The sequence below is a fragment of the Paenibacillus diazotrophicus genome (genome assembly GCF_042610465.1).
In genome coordinates this window covers 203,385-221,341 of the sequence record NZ_JBGJZN010000002.1, presented here as the reverse complement: position 1 = coordinate 221,341, position 17,957 = coordinate 203,385, and the positions used below count along the sequence as shown (strand labels likewise).

Below are 17,957 nucleotides of genomic sequence, written 5' to 3'. Positions count from 1 at the left end.
GAATGCCTTGTTATACAAATCGGTTCCACTAATATCGTAGTCTATTCTCCAGTTCATCTTACCCACAGTATTTTTTCTAAGGATCACTGACCGTATCTGTCAGTGATCCTTTTGTATAGTGGAGACAAGGTTACGGTTAGTTAAGAATATACTTTCAGGGAGGAACGATTAGAATGAACGAATTGAAATATGAATTTTATATTGCCGGCACCCCGGCGAAGGTGTGGGACACGCTGGTTTCACCCGGGCAAGTCAAGCAGATCTATTATGGGTCTGTGATCCGCTCCACCTTCAACCCTGGCGAGCTGCTGGAATACGTGGGTCCCGGAGCAGAAGGTGACGAGACGATCCATGTATTCGGAACGGTGCTGGAATACATCCCGGAGAAAGTATTAAGCTTCACACACCAGGTAGGTCCTTCCTATCTTAAAGACCGGGAAAACTACGAATCCCGTATCTCCTGGCGGCTGGAAGCGACTGGCGGCTGCACCCGGCTGACACTCATTCACGATAACTGGCATCCGGACGATCCTGCTTATGCAGCCAGCGACAGCGCCTGGTGGCATATTCTGAGCAATATCAAAACCCTGGTTGAGACCGGACGGACTCTCGACTTTGGAAGCTTCGAGTAAAAAATAACCGTTCAGAGTCCCACAGACCGCTAAGCTTCGTCTTAGGCATGATGGAAGTAGTCCTTAACCTAAACGCCCAGCAACCTGCCATCGGCTAGGTTACTGGGCGTTTAGCGCGTTTAGGGCGTTCTGGCCGCGGCCCGCTCAACAACGGCATTTCTCTGCAATTTTTCTTTCCCTAGGGAAACTTTTTTGTTGCAGGGACAAATTTATTTACGTATACTACTATTGTGGCACACTACAAGAATCTATCCCTAGCGCACAATATATAATTTTATCTGAATATGAAATGAAAGAAGGGGAAATTATGGCTGGAGCTCTTATACCATTGTCTGAGGCGGTGAACGGCAGCAAGCTGGTGATCAGCGGCATCGAAGTGCAGGAGGTGCTTCGGAGAAGGCTGCTGGATCTCGGCTTTGTCATCGGCAACGTAGTTGAGGTGCTGCGGCGCAGCCCTCTGGGTGACCCTACCGCATTCCGGGTGAGCAATACAACGATTGCGCTGCGGCGCGAAGAAAGTGCATTAATCTACGGAACTTTGATCGGAGGCGGAGACGAATGAGTCTATTCACTGTAGCTTTTGCCGGGAACCCCAATACAGGTAAAAGCACGCTGTTCAATCTTCTGACCGGACTGCGTCAGCACACTGGCAACTGGGCAGGCAAAACCGTTATAACAGCCGAAGGCGAATTCACCCACAACCATCACACCTACCGTGCAGTCGATCTTCCAGGCACCTATTCGCTGTATTCCAATTCCGCCGACGAAGAGGCAGCTAGAGACTACATCATTTTCGGAGAACCGGATGTGACACTCGTAGTTCTGGACGCAACTTCGCTGGAGCGCAATCTCAACTTGGCGCTGCAGGTGCTGGAGATTACCGGGCGGGCAGTGATCTGCATCAACCTGATCGATGAAGCCCGCAGACTGGGCATCGACATCAATCTGAAGTCAATCTCGAAGCGGCTGGGGGTTCCGGTCGTAGCCATTTCCGCCAGAAGCAAAATCGGCATCGGCCCTCTTCTGGATCAGATTGAACGTGTCGCTACGGGTGCTTTCACGGCACAGCCGCTTCGCATCAGATATAGTGAGGACATTGAACAGGGTATTGCCGAGTTGATCCCCATGGTCGAGCAGGCCATCGGCACACAATATCCGGCACGCTGGATTGCCCTCAGGCTGCTGGACGGTGATGACAGCTTGTTCACTTCGCTTAAGGCTCATATGGGACGCAACAATAGTTACGTAGCAAAGGAGGTTGTGCCCCATGGAGTCACCGCCTGTCATTAAAGGAACGGATGCCATGGATTCCCTCCTGTCTATCGCGAAGAAGCTGGCGGACAAAGGGGCAATCCGTGACGATATTGTCAGTGGGATCTACGGGGTATCGTCAGGTATTTGCCGCGACTCTGTTACCTACAACGATCAGAAGAAACTTGCAAGCACCTATAAGCTGGATCATATCGTCACCTCCAAAATCTGGGGTTTCCCCATTATGCTCGCCGCCCTCGGCCTGGTGTTCTGGATTACGATTGCAGGTGCCAACTATCCTTCAGGGTGGCTCGCTTCCTTCTTTGGCTGGATTGAAGGCTATCTGACGGCGGGGTTCGAGGCGTTAAATGCACCAGCTTGGCTGCATGGGGTACTCGTGCTTGGACTGTACCGCGGAACCTCCTGGGTAATCAGCGTCATGCTGCCGCCCATGATGATCTTCTTCCCAGTGTTTGCCCTGCTTGAGAATTTCGGCTATCTGCCGCGCGTGGCGTTCAACATGGACCGGTTATTCAAAAAATCCGGCGGTCACGGCAAGCAGGCTCTGACCATGTCGATGGGCTTCGGCTGCAACGCTGCCGCCATTCTCTCCACCCGCATTATCGAATCTCCCAGGGAGCGGATGCTGGCCATTCTGACCAATAACTTTGTACCCTGTAACGGACGTTGGCCGACGCTGATTCTGCTCTCTTCCCTGTTCATGGTAGGAGGTGCTGCAACAGGCGCACTGCACACTTTATCAACAGCACTGGTGCTGATGGGTATTGTCCTGATCGGGATCACTGTCACCTTGAGTGTCTCCTGGGTCATGTCAAAGACTGCGCTGCGCGGAGTACCCACCCACTATACTCTGGAGCTTCCTCCGTACCGCCGTCCACAAATATGGAAAACCATACTGATCTCCTCCAAAGAGAAATCACTGAACGTGCTAACCCGTGCCATCGTCGTCGCTGCACCAGCGGGAATCATCACCTGGATTCTGGGAAATGTGATGGTCGGAGGTGACAGCGTACTTAACCACATGGCTGCTTTTTTTGATCCCTTTGCACATTTGCTCGGTCTGGACGGCTTCATTATTATGGCTTTCATCCTGGGACTGCCGGCCAATGAAATCGTGCTGCCGATCCTGCTTATGGGATATATGTCCTCCGGCGCGATGGTCGATATCGATGGCCTCGGCGGGATCAAGGATATATTCCTGAGTCATGGCTGGACCTGGCTGACCGCGCTGAATATGATGCTCTTCTCACTGCTTCACTATCCATGCGGTACCACACTTATCAATATTTACAAAGAAACCCGCAGTATGAAATGGGCCGTCCTCTCTGCCGTCATCCCGCTTGGAATCGCGATTGCGGTAACCTTTGCCGTTGCCCAGGCCGCCCGGTTGTTCGGCTGGGTGTGATGCCGGCAACTTTAGAGGCACCCTGTAGAATGACTATAGCGGCAGACGCAAAAACTCCTTCACAGATGTAACCGTGAAGGAGTTTTTATATAAACATGATGCAATGAATAGCTTACTTGGCAGCTTTGGCGGCAGCTAGAATAGCTTTCAGGTAGCCTTGGGTATCGACAAGAGTAGCTCCGCTTACAGCGTCAACCATTTGCTCTTTGCTCTTTGCAGCCAGTGAAGCTTCAAGTGACTTGATCGTTCTGCCTGTTGCATATTTCTCAATGGCAGCCATATTCTTGTCATAGGAAACTGTTGATTTGGCTTCTTCTTTCATATGTTCGCTATAGTATTTGGCATTTGCTTTCTTGGAAGCCAGGACCATTGCAGGATCTTTGTAGTTCTGTCCAAAATCCTTATCTGAGTTAGGTACTCCTGTTGCAACATCAGCACCCAGGAATTGATAGTCGTCCAGCGAAGCGGCTACGATTACACCATTTTGGACTACGGCAACTGCCACCGTGAAGCATTTCGTACCATGAGCGGCAGCTTCTACCCGGCCAACCTTAAGCGGTGCACTTGCGGCAGAAGATACACTGTTCAGGGCGCCGCTGTTTCCTACGCCTACTACGGCCAGCGAGATGCCGGCTACCAGCAATAATTTTGTTACCTTTTTCACAACCATTCCCCCAGTCAATATTATTAAAACGCTTACATTCTATTATTATCAATATCTATCAATTCAGTCAGTTACAAATGTTACTAGAAAAATGTAAATACATGGAACCCATGCGAATGGCTCTGGATAGAATCCTTAACTCAAAAGAAAAAGCCAGCCGGAAATCCGGCCAGCTTCTCTATTGCAAAGGGACTAGCTCCCTCTGCGATTTATTTCTTCACCTTAAAACCATAAGCCTGCATCATCTTATCGAACACAGCTGTGTTCTCGAAGACTCCTGTGAAGAGCTGGGCGTTTTTACCCATCGCTGTTACCGGAATATCAACCGCTGTATGGCCTGAGGTTGTCCAGTCCACCACAAAGCTTTCTTTGGAATTAGCGATTGCGAACGGGCCGTCTTCTTTGGAGATGCCGTCACCTGTCTCATCCTCTGCATCGACAGATTCGATGGAAAGTCCTCCGGTTTCATGGTCAGCCAGCACTAGCACCAGCGTGTCCGGGTTCTTTTTCGCAAAATCCTTTGCCACCCGCACAGATGCATCCAGAGCCTGGCCGGATTTAATCGTCATTTTGGCATTGTTTCTGTGACCAAATTCATCCGTACCTTCTTCCTCCACCATCAGGAAAAAGCCTTTCTTATTCGCGGACAGGGTGTCGATCGCTTTCTGGGTCATTTCCGGCAGGGAGACAACAGGGTTGTAGATATCCCCTTTGCCTTCCTCATTCTGCTGGAACATCTCCTCGTTGGCGAACAGTCCGAGCAGCTTGCCGTTCTTGGCCTGCTTCAAGCCGTCTTTGGTCGATACATAATTGTAACCCAGCTGTTTCGCTTTGGTGATCAGATTACCCTGGGTTCCTTTGCTCTTCTCGGAAGGATCTTCAGCCGGAGCATCCGGGAACTTACCTGCTTCGCCGGCCGGATACCAGAAATCCTCACCGCCGCCAAGCAGAACGTCCACTTTACTCGAGGTCAAGAGCTGCAGTGCGATGTCGCTTTGCTTCGAACGGTCATCCACATGTGCGCCAAAAGCTGCGCCCGTAGCATCCGTAACCTGGCTGGTGGTTACCACGCCTGTGGACATGCCCGCATCTTTAGCGTATTCCGCAATGGTTTTAACCGATTTCTTGTTGGCATCCATGCCGATGGCGCCATTATATGTCTTCACTCCGCTGGCATAAGCTGTGGCGGATGCAGCTGAATCTGTAACCGGTACGGTAGAGCTTGTATGTACCAGACCCGCGTAGGGCATATCATCCATGGCCAATTTCCCGTTTTCGCCTACGGTCGCCAGCCGGATCGCATTACGCGCCGCTGCCCCCATGCCGTCGCCGACAAAAAGAATGACATTCTTCGTCTTTGAGGAAGCCGCCTCTGCCGGTTTGGAAGGCTGTGCAACCACTACACTAGTAGCCAAAAGCGCCCCAGCTGCAGTTACGGTAAGAGCAGTCTTGAATCTATTCTTTTTCTGAGAATTCATATATACCCTCCTTAAGGTTAATTACTACCTCATACTAGAGCACATATGTTAAGGGGATATTTTATCAATATTGGATTAATGTAAAACGTTGCTAAATCCATTCAGTAATTGTAAAAATCGAGTATTCCATTTTTTGAAGACAGCCTATTATAGCTCCCGAGCCAGCGCCGCCAGACGGCGTATTCCTTCGCGCAGCACCCCTTCGCTGGCGAAGGAGTAGCTCAGACGCAGCCAGGACTTCATCTCACCCAGCGGATCGAGAATCTCACCAGGGACAAAGGAAATGGACTGTTCCATAGCACGCTCAAACAGCGCGGACACTGATATAGACTCCGGCAGCTTCACCCAAAGATTAAGCCCGCCCTGCGGGGGCGTCCATACCCATCCGGTAGTGGCAAGCTCCTCCTCCATAATCTCCTTATGCACCTGGAGTGCGATCCGCAGCTTCCCGAGATGCTGCTGCAGTCGCGGCGAGGTGTAGTAGTGCAGAAAGATTTTCTGGTTCAAAATCGGTGTGCCGTTATCCGCCAGCGATTTGGCGGTAATCAGCTGCTCCATGAACGGGTACCGGCAGCCAATAGCACAGATCCGCAAGCCCGGGGCGACATATTTACTGAAGCTGCTAATGTAGATGACCCACCCCTCCGTATCATAGGCAAAAAACGGCAGAGGAGGTTCCTCCTCGAAATACATGTCACGGAACGGATCATCCTCCACGAGCAGACAGCGATAACGCTCCGCCAGCTCAACCAGGAGCTTGCGCTGCCGCGCTGGAACAGTATAACCCGTAGGATTGTGGTGTGTAGGATTCATATAGAACATTCTTGGCCGGTGTCTGCGCATCAGTTCCTCGACCTGCTGCAGATCATAACCCTCAGGAGTAATCTCAACGGGTACCAGCCGGGCTCCCAAGCGCCGGAAAATATCCATCGCCACACTATACGTCGGCCGCTCTACCAGCACCGCATCCATCGGCCCGAGCACAATGCCCGCGATCAGATTGATCGCCTGCTGGGCGCCCGAGGTGATCAGCAGCTCGCCCGGCGACAACTGCAGCCTGTGCTTTTCCCGGAAGTGGCGGCTGAGCGTCCCCCGCAATTCCTCGTCCCCCTGGACGGAGGAGTAGGTTCCCATGACCTTTGGATAGAGGTCGAACACTTTTTTGACATAGTCGGACAAGAATAGGTTGGGCAGCAGTCCAGGATCAATCAAAGCTTGCGAGAACTGGAAGCAGACCGGAATCCGCTGAATATCGGACATCGGGTTCGCCAGTATATAGGAGGCTATAGCCGAATTTTCTGCCGCTTCTTCTGCCACACTGCTGATCGGTGACACGTAATAGCCGGATTTATCTTTTACATACACCTTCCCGTCTTCCATCAGCTCCCTATAAGCCTTGAATACGGTAAGCCTGTGAACCTTCAGCTCTTCAGCCAGCAGCCGGATCGACGGCAGCTTGTCATGCGTCCGCCATTCTCCACGCTCCATCCGGTTGTGCAAGTGTTGATATACCTGGCGAAACAATGGGGGGTTCTGCTCTGCTCCTGCCGCTTTTTTCATCAGTCTGCGTCTCCTTTACCTAATAACTCCACCAAACCGCGAAGCCATCATTCACTTGGCCCTATTGTACAATATTTTGCTCCCTATCTGTTCTGTGGTCTGCAATCTGTTCTGTCCGGTTGACGCTATGATTAACCAAACACAGGGGCGACTGCCACCTTATCATCACAAAGGGGAACTGAAACATGATTATGCTTGCTTACTCGCTCGTCTGTCTGATTTTTGGCACGACCTTCCTGGCTATCAAAATTGGCGTGGACGCCGGAATGCCTCCGTTCTTCTCAGCGGGTTTACGCTTTTTCGTTGCAGGTGCAGTCCTCTTCCTCTTTATGACCTGGAAAGGCAAAGCCAGCTTCACCCTGCTCCTGCGCAAAGAAATGCTGTTCACCGGCGCGGCGCTGACCTTCGGAACCTTTTCCGCGCTGTACTGGGCCGAGCAATATGTCTCTTCAGGGCTAGCTGCTGTGCTGTCGGCTACCGGTCCGATGATGATTCTGCTAATGCAAGCCACTTTACTCCGGCAAAAAGCACCCTCCTATTCGCTGATTGGCTGCATCATCGGCTTCACCGGGGTTCTGCTGCTCGTGCTGCCTAGTCTTGCAATTGATGTCTCTCCCCTATGGCTTACCGGCTGTGCTGTAGTGCTGATCGGAGAAATATGCTACGCGGCGGGAGCCATTTACTCCAAAAAAGTAACCCGCACCTTCTCCGACGAATCGCCCGTCGCCCTAAATGCAGCTCAGATGATGTACGGCGGTGTGCTGCTGTTTCTTCTATCCCTATTTACAGAAAAGGTGCACCCTGAGGTACTCTTGTCCTTCCGTACAGCCGGCTCTCTGCTCTACCTGACCGCAATTGGCTCCATGGTCGGGCATACACTGTTCTACTGGCTGGTGGCCAGAACCAATCCGGTCTTCCCGTCCACCTGGCTGTATATCTCCCCACCGATTGCTGTCGGTGTAGGCTTCATTTTCTACGGAGAATCCGTAACCTGGATCACCCTGCTCGGCGTATTCACCATCATCGCCGGCACCGTGCTCGTCAATGCCGTCGCACTCAAGCAGCTGCTGTTCAAGCCGAAGCGCAGTACCCCGCTGGTGCAGCCAGTAGCTGCGGATGCTTATTCGCAGAAGCAGATTCTGTAAGAGCGGCTGCCTGCGCTGGAGAGCGCTGGTCGCGGAGCCGGGCGGTGCTGGCGGCGGTGCTGGGCCGCGCTCGGTGCTAACAACGGCATTTTTGCCGTTGTTTTGGCCTACAGGGCCGCGACCGCGCTAACAACGGCACTTTTGCCGTTGTTTCTTTTTTCCTCGCCTTTGCCCTTGCACCTGCACTTGCACCTGCACTTGCACCTGCACCTGCACTTGCACCTGCCACCTGCACCTGCTTTATGAATCCACCTCTTCTCTCTTCTAGCTTCCCACTTCAAGCTTGACTCTCTTCTCAGTCTCTCCTCTCCTCTCCTCTCCTCTCCTCTCCTCTCCTCTCCTCACCTAGCTACCATCCCTTATTCCTCTTTATCCCATAGCCCTTGTTCCCTCTTCCTCATCCTCTTCCTCAATCAATCCCCCTTTCTCTCAGGTAACCCCCCATACCACACTATTCATACCCTTCCCCCACAGCAGATCTCCATCATCTCCCTGGGCAGAGCATTGGTGATATGCCTATTTCAACAAATAAAATATATATGACGTATTATATATTGCATTAATGACCATTATTGCGTATTATATAAGCAAGTTAAGGGTTAAATATTCCAATAGGACGTTAGAATGGAAGGGGGGAATCGGTTATCGGTGCTCCTGTTCTGTGAAGGAATACCTGTATGTATCCGGAAAGTGGAGGGAACTTGTGATCGAACTGACATCCCGTCAACTACAAATTATTGAAATTGTCAAAAAAAGAGCACCTATTACCGCCGAGCAGATTGCGGAGCATCTCAATCTCAGCAAGCCGACGATCCGCTCGGACTTGTCCGTGCTCGTCATGCTGGAGTACATTGACGCAAAACCCAAGGTCGGGTATTTTCCCGGCAAAAAAACCTCGCAACGCCTCAGCGGCAGCTATTTGCTGAAGGAAACCAAGGTCAAGGACATTCAGAGTATCCCGATTATTATCCGCGAGACGACAACGATTCAGGATGCTGTTGTCACTCTGTTTCTGCAGGATGTCGGTACGCTGATTATCTGTGACGGGGACGGCAAGCTGACCGGAGTGGCCTCGCGCAAGGATTTTTTGAAGGTTACACTGGGCAATCCCGGTGCGGTATCCATGCCTGTGAGCATGGTAATGACCCGCCAACCCAAGGTCGTGACGGTTTCTCCCGAAGATACGGTGCTGGATGCCGCACAAAAAATGATTTTTCACGAGGTGGACAGTTTGCCGGTGGTGCTTCCCGGCATGATGGAAGAAAACAGCCCAAGTCTCGACGTTGTCGGACGGCTGACCAAAACTTCCATAGTCAAACTTCTCCTCGATCTAGAAGCCAAAGGATAACGGGAGGAATCGAAAGCGTATGGAGCCATCCTCACATTTCATTACAATATGCTCGGATTCTATAGGAGACACAGCGGAGGCTGTCGTACAGGCTGTCATCCATCAATTCCAGAATCAGCGTGTCACGATCAGAAGATACGGCAATGTAAGACATGAAGACGAGCTGCGCAAGCTGATGGAAGAGACCGCCCAGCTTCAGGGATTTGTCGCGTACACACTGGTCCAACCGGAGCTGCGGGAGATGATCCGAGAGGAAGCGGTACGTCTCGACCTGCGTATTGTAGATATCATGGGCCCGATGATGCAGGCATTCATTGATACTTTTGATGATTCGCCCCAGGCCCGGCCAGGGCTGCTTCACCAGCTTGATGAGGATTATTTCCGCCGGATCGAGGCGATTGAATTCACCGTAGCCTGTGACGACGGGCGTGATCTTGGCGCGATGCTGAAGGCGGATATTGTGCTGCTGGGGATGTCCCGTACCTCCAAGACCCCGCTCAGCATCTTTCTCGCCCACCGGGGCAAAAAGGTCGTGAACTACCCGATCGTTCCCGAAATCGGCCCGCCGCAGCAGCTGATGAGCCTGCCGCCGAACCGTCTCATCGGTCTCACCATGAAGCCCGAGTACATGCTGAAGATCCGCTCCGAGCGTCTGAAGCAGCTTGGACTTCCGGCAGGCTCGCAATATGCCAGCCTGGAGCGCATTTCTGAAGAGATGGAATATGCCGCCGTGCTGTTCCGTAAGCTGGGATGTCCCGTTATTGATATTACAAATAAGGCGATTGAAGAGACAGCAGGTATTATTATGGGCTATATTACCGATTCTCCGTAAGTTTAGATGATTGCAGGCCTGAACCCATACAACTAACATACTGGAGGGAAATCATATGGAACGCGAATTGGCACTGGAAATTATACGGGTAACAGAACTGGGCGCTTTATCTTCAGCCCGCTGGATTGGAAGAGGCGACAAGAATGCTGCGGATGATGCGGCCACAACCGCCATTCGTTCCATGTTTGATTCCGTCTCCATTGATGGGACCGTGGTCATTGGTGAGGGTGAGATGGATGAAGCGCCGATGCTCTATATCGGCGAGCAGGTCGGGAACCGGAACGGCCCTTCGGTCGATGTAGCCGTTGATCCACTGGAAGGCACGGAAGCAGTGGCCTGCGGGCTGCACAATGCCCAAGCCGTGATTGCCATCGCTGACCGGGGCAGCCTGCTGCATGCCCCTGACATCTATATGGAGAAGCTGGCCTGCGGTCCCGAGCTCGCCGGAAGACTCAGCTTGGAGGATCCGGCTGAGGTCACCTTGCGCAAAGCCAGCCTCATCACCGGCAAAGCGCCCTCCGAGTTGACGGTAATGACCCTTGACCGCAAGCGGCACGAGAAGCTCATCGCCACCCTGCGAGGACTAGGCGTGCGCGTCAAGCTGATCGGCCACGGCGATGTGGCCGGAGCCATTGCGGCAGCGCTGCCGGACAGCGATGTCGATCTGTACATGGGTTCCGGCGGAGCACCGGAAGGCGTGCTGGCAGCCGCGGCGATGAAATGCCTCGGCGGAGAGTTGCAGGGCAAGCTGCTGCCGGAGGGTCCCTTCGAGCTACAGCGCTGCCTCCTGATGGGTATCGAGAATCCGACACGCGTGCTCTCGATGGAGGATATGGTCGGCACCGGTGACGTCATTTTCGCCGCGACCGGCGTAACTTCCGGCGAATTCCTGAACGGCGTCCGCTTCATCGGCAAAGACCGTGCCGAGACCCATTCCGTCATTATGCGGGCGCAGAGCCGCACGATCCGCTATATCCGCAGTATACATTTCCTGCCTGGCAAGGATATCCCACAGGTAACGGCCAGCAGAGCGAATGCGGCTTTGATGTAAGGTACACTCCCCTCTCTTGAATCCGTTGTTTCGGGGTACAGCAATAAAGAAGGGTTTCCCCTAGTCCGGCAGGACTTAGGGAAACCCTTCTTTATTATGGATACTCTAGCTTTTTGTAGCTTAACGGGTACGGCTGTGGTCTCTCAGAACTTCATTATTGTTCTTAACCTTTACTTCACCAGTCTTATCTACCCGCGCTTCCTCACGTTTCACTGTATCTTCCACACGCTCGGTCCCCTGGACTTCACGTTTATGCACATCCACTTCACCAGTGACCACCGTATTCTTGTGAACATTTACCTGTTCTTCACTTACCGGAATGCGGATCGTCTCATCTGATCCGATAGGTTCAGACGTGGAATCGTTATTCACAGCGCGCCGTTCAACCACAATTTCCTCATGGCTGACTGGAACATTGATGGTTTTCTGCTCCTCGACAATTTCCTTACGCACATTAACTTCACCCGTCTGGACCTTATTTTTGGACACATCCAGCTGTTCTTCACGCAAGCGCAGTTTACGGGCTTCGTCGTTATCCCTGTCAACATAATCAGTAGACCGCGTATTATCTAGTGTTGTGCTGTCTATGCCATCCGCGGAACCGGAGTACACATCTCCTGTCATTCCCGGCCGGTTCACATCATCGAGTCTTCTGCTCTCCCGAAGATCATGCGCCGGTGCTGAATTCATCGTATCCAGCCCTGTATCCTCGCGCCCTTCCAGACCGGAGCCGTTAAATGTAGCATCTACGGTGTCGCTTACGGAATGACGGGCACTAGCCTCTGCCTGTCCTTCAGGAATTGCTTCATCTATATAACGGTCGGAATTTGCGGAGTTATGACTGCGGAACACAGAGTACACATCATTGGCCCGGGAGCTGTCTGCATCCACCATGACAAGAATCCGGCCTTCATCCACATAGTTGTCGTAACTTTGCGCTTCATCCTCCGGTATGCCAAGTCCAATCAATCCGCCTACAAGTCCGCCGGTTCCAGCGCCCACCGCAGCTCCTGCCAGCGTAGCCGCAATCGGTCCCGCAGCAAGGATAGGTCCGATCCCTGGAATGGCCAGCGCTCCAATCCCTGCCAGAAGTCCGGTTACACCACCCAGCACACCGCCGGTTGCTGCTCCTGAAGCCATTCCCTCAGGGGCTTTGGTGCCCGTCTCATTATTAATGTTCTCTACATCTTGTTTGTTTCGTGCAATCACTGAGATATCGTCTGTCATAAATCCGCGGCCTTTTAACTCCTCAATAGCCTGCGAAGCCTCATGTTCGGTATAAAATACACCTACAATTTTCTTATTCATTACGATTCCCTCCTGATAGCATTTTTTTTGGGTATTCCTTTATCATTCAGTTTGTTTCACATCTCTTACTTAACCAAACAACTAAGGTCGAAACTGTTTACTAAACCTTTCCACGCGGAATCCACAAAACAATTTATGAAACAGGAAATAATTCGGGAAATAGTCAACCAGACACATTTTCATCAAAAATATTGAAATTAAGTTAGATAATCTAACGTGAATATACTGGTTTTTCACCATTTGTTAAGCCTTTAGGAACTTTGACCGTTACCCCGATACAGATTATGCAAAAGGGACTATACTCCTCATAAGATACGGTTAACTATCATCACATTACTAAGGAGGCATACTATGAATATGCGGCTAAAGGTTTTGAAGAAGCATCTGCTCTTCTGCTGCAGCGAGCACTGCAATAATCAGGACGTGGAAGATGTCATGCAGGAATTCAAGGAACAGCTTGTGGACAAAGGGATTAACAAAACCGTTAAAATCAATAAAACCAGCTGTCTCGGCCTTTGCGGCAACGGTCCTTTTGTTATTGTCTACCCCGACGGCATCTGGTATTACAATGTGACTACGGATGATGTGGAACGTATTGTAGAAGAGCATCTGGTGAATGGTGAGCCGGTCGAAGAACTGGTCATGCTCAAGATGGAAGCCTGATTCCGGCCCGCTCCTGTTTGGCTGCCTTTTCATCATCCGGTGCCCCCCGCTATGCCTTCCCTATTCTCCATCCCGGAAGTCCCGCCCTACGCTTGGGGTCTGGGACTTTTTTTGCGGTTAAGCTGCCTTGGGCGATCTATTGTATAATGAGGTGTATCCTAATCCCGGAGACATTCCATACTGAAAAGAGGCTGAAGCATGGCCATATTCCAATATAATTCCGAACGCCCTTTCCGGGGCAATCCCGATCTGCATCTTCATTATTGGGGACGTGAAGCATGTGCTCCTGGACACAGCGTCGGCCCCGGCGTACGGGACCTGTACAAAATCCATTTCATTCATGCGGGAACCGGCCAGGTGACTGTCGGGAGAGAAACCCATATTCTGCAGCAGGGTCAGGCGTTCCTGACGTATCCCCATATCGTTACTCATTATGCCGCAGACATGGAGCATCCCTGGACCTATTCCTGGGTTGCTTTTACAGGGGAGGAAATGGGCTATTTGCTGTCCAAAACCTCACTCGCACCCGAACACCCTGTCTTCCCCATGGATGATTCACTGATGCCCGCGCTCTATGACCGGCTAACTGCTGAGGCTGACCATGCGGGCAGTCTCGATTTGCCGCTGAAGGCGATTATGTATGAGTTCTTCGGACTGCTGGTACGCATGGTTCCGGCGGCTGCAGACCCCATCCCGCTTCCCCGGCAAAAGAGCATCTACGTCGAGCAGTGCCTGCACTATCTGCATGCCCATTACTGTGAGAATGTGACCGTTGAACGCATGTCCTCCTCCCTGAAGCTGGACCGCAAATATTTATCGGCATTATTCAAAAAGACCGTCGGCCTGCCGCCTCAGCAATACCTGCTTAATTTCCGCATTGCCAAAGCCTGCGAGCTGCTGATGGAGACTCCCTGTACGATCGGTGAAATCTCACGTTCTGTCGGGTACCAGGACCCGCTCTTATTCTCGCGCATGTTCAAGAAGGTCAAAGGCTGCTCACCCAAGGAGTACCGCATCCGCCATGCCGATAATGACATTGTTCTATAAACTTCTTCCTTGCTGACATACGTTTGCCCCCACGCTTCCGCTACAATAAGCGTATGCTAACAAAACTTTAGGGAGGCAACAATTAAATGTATAGTCCAAATCCTGAACGTTACAACCAGATGAAATACAACCGTACCGGCCGCAGCGGCCTGCTCCTTCCAGCGATTTCGCTTGGACTATGGCATAACTTTGGCGGGAATGATGTATTCGAGAACGGTCGCGCCATGATTAGAAGGGCCTTTGACCTGGGGATTACCCACTTCGACCTGGCCAACAACTACGGCCCGCCTGCCGGATCAGCCGAAGAGACCTTCGGGCAGATTCTGCGCAAAGATTTCGCCGCTTACCGCGATGAGATGATCATCTCCAGCAAAGCAGGCTATTACATGTGGCCAGGCCCATATGGCGAATGGGGCTCGAAGAAGTATCTCGTCGCAAGTCTCGATCAGAGCCTGAAACGGCTGGGACTGGATTATGTGGATATTTACTATCACCACCGTCCGGACCCGAATACACCTCTGGAAGAAACGATGGCCGCCTTGGATCTGCTGGTTCGCCAAGGTAAAGCGCTGTATGTCGGCATCTCTAATTACAGACCTGAAGAAGCACGTGAAGCCGCACGCATACTCCGGCGTCTCGGCACACCTTGCCTTATCCATCAGCCCAATTATTCCATGATGTCGCGCTGGATTGAAGAAGGGCTCCAGGATGTGCTCGCCGAAGAGGGCATCGGTACCATCGCCTTTTCACCGCTGCAAAAAGGCATCCTGACCGACCGCTATCTCCATGGAATCACACCGGATTCCCGCGCAGCCGGACCGAGCGTATTTCTGTCCGAGAAGGAAATTACTGCAGAAGTCATCAGCAAGGTCAGTAAGCTGAACGAGCTGGCGGCTGCACGCGGACAAAAAATGTCGCAGTTGGCCTTGTCATGGGTGCTTCGCGGCGGCAAAGTAACTTCAGCCCTGATCGGCGCAAGCAAGGTCAGCCAGATTGAAGATGCCGTAGCCTCCCTGAATGCTCCTGAGCTCAGTGCGGAAGAACTGGAGCAAATCGAGACTATTTTACGGGGATAACCCCCCACAACTACAGCACAGAAAGGAATGCAGATGAACACACACCGTTTAGGAGCATCCGATTTATACGTGAGCACTATGGGGCTCGGCTGCATGTCCCTGGGAACAGATGAAGTCAAGGCTACAGCCATCATACATGAGGCACTGGAGCTGGGAGTCAACTTCCTGGACACCGCCGATCTCTATGATGACGGCCGCAATGAAGAGATTATCGGCCAGGCGCTTCGCGGGCGCCGGGCGGATGTCATCCTTGCCACCAAAGTGGGCAACCGTAGAATTCCCGGACAAGAGGGCTGGAGCTGGGATCCTTCCAAAGCCTATATCCGCTCTGCAGTGAAAGAAAGCCTGCGCAGACTGCAGACCGACTATATTGATCTCTATCAACTGCATGGCGGTACACTTGAAGATCCGATGGACGAGACCATTGAGGCATTTGAAGAACTGAAGAAGGAAGGGGTAATCCGATATTACGGCATCTCCTCCATCCGTCCAAATGTGATCAGGGAATATGTCTCCCGTTCCCATATTGTCAGTGTCATGAGCCAATACAGCATCCTGGACCGCCGTCCCGAGGAAGCGATTCTGCCGCTGCTGCAGCAGCACGGCATCAGCCTGATTGCCCGGGGACCGCTGGCAGGTGGGATATTAACCGAGCATGGGAGTGCCAAAGCACACCGGGATTACCTGGGCTATGACAGCGGGGAACTGCCGGTTCTCCATGAACGTCTGGTGCAGCAGACTGGAACTGCCCGCACTCTGACGGAGACCGCCCTGCATTATCCGCTGGCAAATCCTGCTGTGGCCGCTATCATTCCAGGTGCAAGCAGCCTGGAGCAGCTGCGGCGGAATGCAGCAGCTGCGGCATCTCCCCCACTCACTCCGGCAGAGCTGGCTGCGATTCAGCACACCAGCAAGAGCAACCGGTACGCGCAGCACCGATAGAACAGTACAAGCCAAAGAGGCCGTCCCTGTGGACAGCCTCTTTGTTGGTTCTCCCTCACCCAAAGACCTGGGTAATATACACCATCGCCAGCAGACCAAAGATAAAAGAATAGGTAGACGGGCGTTCGTACCCGTGACCGTGGCTCTCGGGAATCAGCTCCTTATAGACAATGAAGAGCATCGCTCCAGCGGCAAAAGCCAGCCCATACCCCACCGCGTTCTGCATATAACTGGCTGTAAAATATCCGATCACCGCCGACACCATCTCCATGAGGCCGGTTAAGGCGGCCAGCATCAACGCTTTTCGCCGGGTCACCTGGGAATTCAGCAAGAACACTGCAAGAATCAGACCCTCTGGCATATTCTGTGCTCCGATGGCAATCGCCACCATGGGACCGAGGCTTGACTGCTCACTGGCATAGCTGAAACCCGTACTGAGTCCTTCGGGAATATTGTGAATGAACAGAGCGATCAGCACGAGCAGAGCTTTGGAATCCATGTTGGTGAAGCCAGGTTTGTTCTCTACATCGATATGTGGAATATTGTTCTCGATTAGATCGAGCAGCAGTATTCCGGTTATCAGACCGAGGCTTAACGCGAGGATTCCCGATTCATTAATCGCCTGCGGCATTAGGCCAAAGGTGGATGCGGATACCATGATTCCGGCAGTGAAGGCTACCAGCACATCCTTCCATAGCTCGGACAATCTTCGGACAAACAGAACGGGAACCACCCCAAGCACGGTAGCCATAGCCGACAAAAAGCTGCCAAGCAGCGCAGTTTGCAAGTCTTCAACCCCTTTAGTGGACAGGACTCTTAGACCCAGCTTATGCTTCCGGCAGGCACGGTTATGTCTGTTATTTACATATATCCTCTACTGCTCCGGCAGTAGCGGCAGATACATCAAATCCTCATCCAGGTAGCCAACCCCCAGCTTCATCGCCCTCGGCTCTGTGCCATAGCGGATAAATCCCAGAGATTCATATAGCCGTTTGGCGGACAAGTTAGCCGATGTTAAGGTCAGATTAAGGATTTCCAGGTCCGGTACCTGCTTCGCCCGCTTAATCAGCTCCAGCATTAAGAGCCGCCCAATCCCCTGCTTGCGTACACACGGATCAACATATACCGAATATACATGGGCTTTGTGACGGATCTTCGGTCTGCTCTCGCGGAAAAGGGTTACGATACCCACCAGCTTTTCTTCCGCATCGAAGGCTCCAAGGGTGAAGTTCTCATCCGAGGGTTCCAGCCTGATCCGGGTGGTGACTATGGAGATCTTAGACTCCGACTCATAGGAACTGAGGAAAGCTTCCGGATTCTGCAGCAGTGACTGCAGCCGGAGCTCGCGGTATATCTCCGCATCGGCAGATGTCAGCATTCTTATGTACAAAGGTATCCCTCCTGATCCGGTTCTATCTTAAACTTATACTACCTTAGATATTTCCACTTGTATTGAATCGGCTAGAAGCCCTGGGCAATTGACAAAATGGCTGAATTTAGGTATATTTACTTTTATAAAATTAGATTTTGCAAA

At 52.1% G+C, this 17,957-nt stretch carries 18 protein-coding genes; 12 read left to right on the top strand and 6 right to left on the bottom strand.

From position 1 onward, the window contains the following. Positions 1–173 precede the first annotated feature (173 nt). The 4 genes from ACAN54_RS12275 (at position 174) to ACAN54_RS12260 (ending at position 3,309) form a co-directional block, all read left to right on the top strand. Positions 174–632, top strand: coding sequence for an SRPBCC domain-containing protein (locus ACAN54_RS12275; RefSeq protein WP_379154746.1), 459 nt, complete (start codon positions 174–176; stop codon positions 630–632). 307 nt (positions 633–939) lie between these two features. Then, the gene (locus tag ACAN54_RS12270; RefSeq protein WP_379154743.1) at positions 940–1,194 is read left to right on the top strand and encodes a FeoA family protein; all 255 of its coding nucleotides are present in this window, start codon (positions 940–942) and stop codon (positions 1,192–1,194) included. After that, a complete protein-coding gene (locus ACAN54_RS12265; protein WP_379154740.1) occupies positions 1,191–1,922 on the top strand; it encodes a FeoB small GTPase domain-containing protein in 732 nt (243 codons plus the stop codon). The genes ACAN54_RS12270 and ACAN54_RS12265 overlap by 4 nt, the downstream gene beginning before the upstream one ends. Continuing rightward, complete coding sequence (locus tag ACAN54_RS12260) at positions 1,900–3,309, top strand: nucleoside recognition domain-containing protein (RefSeq protein ID WP_379154738.1); 1,410 nt, start codon at positions 1,900–1,902, stop codon at positions 3,307–3,309. The genes ACAN54_RS12265 and ACAN54_RS12260 overlap by 23 nt, the downstream gene beginning before the upstream one ends. 112 nt (positions 3,310–3,421) lie before the next feature. Here the strand turns inward: ACAN54_RS12260 and ACAN54_RS12255 are convergent, their stop codons facing one another. The 3 genes from ACAN54_RS12255 to ACAN54_RS12245 form a co-directional block, all read right to left on the bottom strand. Beyond that, the gene (locus ACAN54_RS12255; protein ID WP_379154735.1) at positions 3,422–3,973 is read right to left on the bottom strand and encodes a hypothetical protein; all 552 of its coding nucleotides are present in this window, start codon (positions 3,971–3,973) and stop codon (positions 3,422–3,424) included. A 209-nt stretch (positions 3,974–4,182) separates the two neighbouring features. After that, positions 4,183–5,451, bottom strand: a complete 1,269-nt coding sequence (locus ACAN54_RS12250) for an alkaline phosphatase (RefSeq protein ID WP_379154729.1) — start codon at positions 5,449–5,451, stop codon at positions 4,183–4,185. 147 nt (positions 5,452–5,598) lie between these two features. Beyond that, complete coding sequence (locus tag ACAN54_RS12245) at positions 5,599–7,011, bottom strand: aminotransferase-like domain-containing protein (RefSeq protein ID WP_379154726.1); 1,413 nt, start codon at positions 7,009–7,011, stop codon at positions 5,599–5,601. Positions 7,012–7,196: 185 nt separating this feature from the next. On the opposite strand from ACAN54_RS12245, the gene ACAN54_RS12240 reads away from it, so the two are divergent. The 4 genes from ACAN54_RS12240 (at position 7,197) to glpX (ending at position 11,387) form a co-directional block, all read left to right on the top strand. Beyond that, on the top strand, positions 7,197–8,156 hold the full coding sequence (locus tag ACAN54_RS12240) for a DMT family transporter (protein WP_379154723.1): 960 nt from the start codon (positions 7,197–7,199) through the stop codon (positions 8,154–8,156). A 703-nt stretch (positions 8,157–8,859) separates the two neighbouring features. Then, entirely contained in the window at positions 8,860–9,504 is a 645-nt protein-coding gene (locus tag ACAN54_RS12235; protein ID WP_379154720.1) for a helix-turn-helix transcriptional regulator, read from the top strand. A 19-nt stretch (positions 9,505–9,523) separates the two neighbouring features. Next, entirely contained in the window at positions 9,524–10,336 is an 813-nt protein-coding gene (locus ACAN54_RS12230) for a pyruvate, water dikinase regulatory protein (protein WP_379154717.1), read from the top strand. A gap of 55 nt (positions 10,337–10,391) precedes the next feature. Further along, on the top strand, positions 10,392–11,387 hold the full coding sequence (gene glpX, locus ACAN54_RS12225; protein ID WP_379154714.1) for a class II fructose-bisphosphatase: 996 nt from the start codon (positions 10,392–10,394) through the stop codon (positions 11,385–11,387). Positions 11,388–11,507: 120 nt separating this feature from the next. Here glpX and ACAN54_RS12220 read toward each other — a convergent pair whose 3' ends face one another. Beyond that, complete coding sequence (locus ACAN54_RS12220) at positions 11,508–12,695, bottom strand: YsnF/AvaK domain-containing protein (RefSeq protein WP_379154711.1); 1,188 nt, start codon at positions 12,693–12,695, stop codon at positions 11,508–11,510. A gap of 351 nt (positions 12,696–13,046) precedes the next feature. Between ACAN54_RS12220 and ACAN54_RS12215 the strand changes: the two genes are divergently transcribed. From ACAN54_RS12215 to ACAN54_RS12200, 4 genes are all read left to right on the top strand, one after another. After that, a complete protein-coding gene (locus tag ACAN54_RS12215; protein WP_379154708.1) occupies positions 13,047–13,358 on the top strand; it encodes a (2Fe-2S) ferredoxin domain-containing protein in 312 nt (103 codons plus the stop codon). A gap of 198 nt (positions 13,359–13,556) precedes the next feature. Further along, positions 13,557–14,405 carry an AraC family transcriptional regulator gene (locus tag ACAN54_RS12210; protein WP_379154706.1) on the top strand — a complete coding sequence of 283 codons (849 nt, stop codon included), beginning with the start codon at positions 13,557–13,559 and terminating at the stop codon, positions 14,403–14,405. A gap of 86 nt (positions 14,406–14,491) precedes the next feature. Next, complete coding sequence (locus tag ACAN54_RS12205) at positions 14,492–15,481, top strand: aldo/keto reductase (protein WP_379154703.1); 990 nt, start codon at positions 14,492–14,494, stop codon at positions 15,479–15,481. Positions 15,482–15,514: 33 nt separating this feature from the next. Beyond that, the gene (locus tag ACAN54_RS12200; RefSeq protein WP_379154700.1) at positions 15,515–16,423 is read left to right on the top strand and encodes an aldo/keto reductase; all 909 of its coding nucleotides are present in this window, start codon (positions 15,515–15,517) and stop codon (positions 16,421–16,423) included. A gap of 55 nt (positions 16,424–16,478) precedes the next feature. On the opposite strand, the gene ACAN54_RS12195 is transcribed toward ACAN54_RS12200, so the two are convergent. Both ACAN54_RS12195 and ACAN54_RS12190 read right to left on the bottom strand, forming a co-directional pair. Then, positions 16,479–17,210 (bottom strand): ZIP family metal transporter, encoded by a 732-nt coding sequence (locus ACAN54_RS12195; RefSeq protein ID WP_379154697.1) that lies wholly within the window; start codon positions 17,208–17,210, stop codon positions 16,479–16,481. Positions 17,211–17,297: 87 nt separating this feature from the next. Further along, on the bottom strand, positions 17,298–17,813 hold the full coding sequence (locus ACAN54_RS12190) for a GNAT family N-acetyltransferase (RefSeq protein WP_379154694.1): 516 nt from the start codon (positions 17,811–17,813) through the stop codon (positions 17,298–17,300). Positions 17,814–17,957 lie beyond the last annotated feature (144 nt).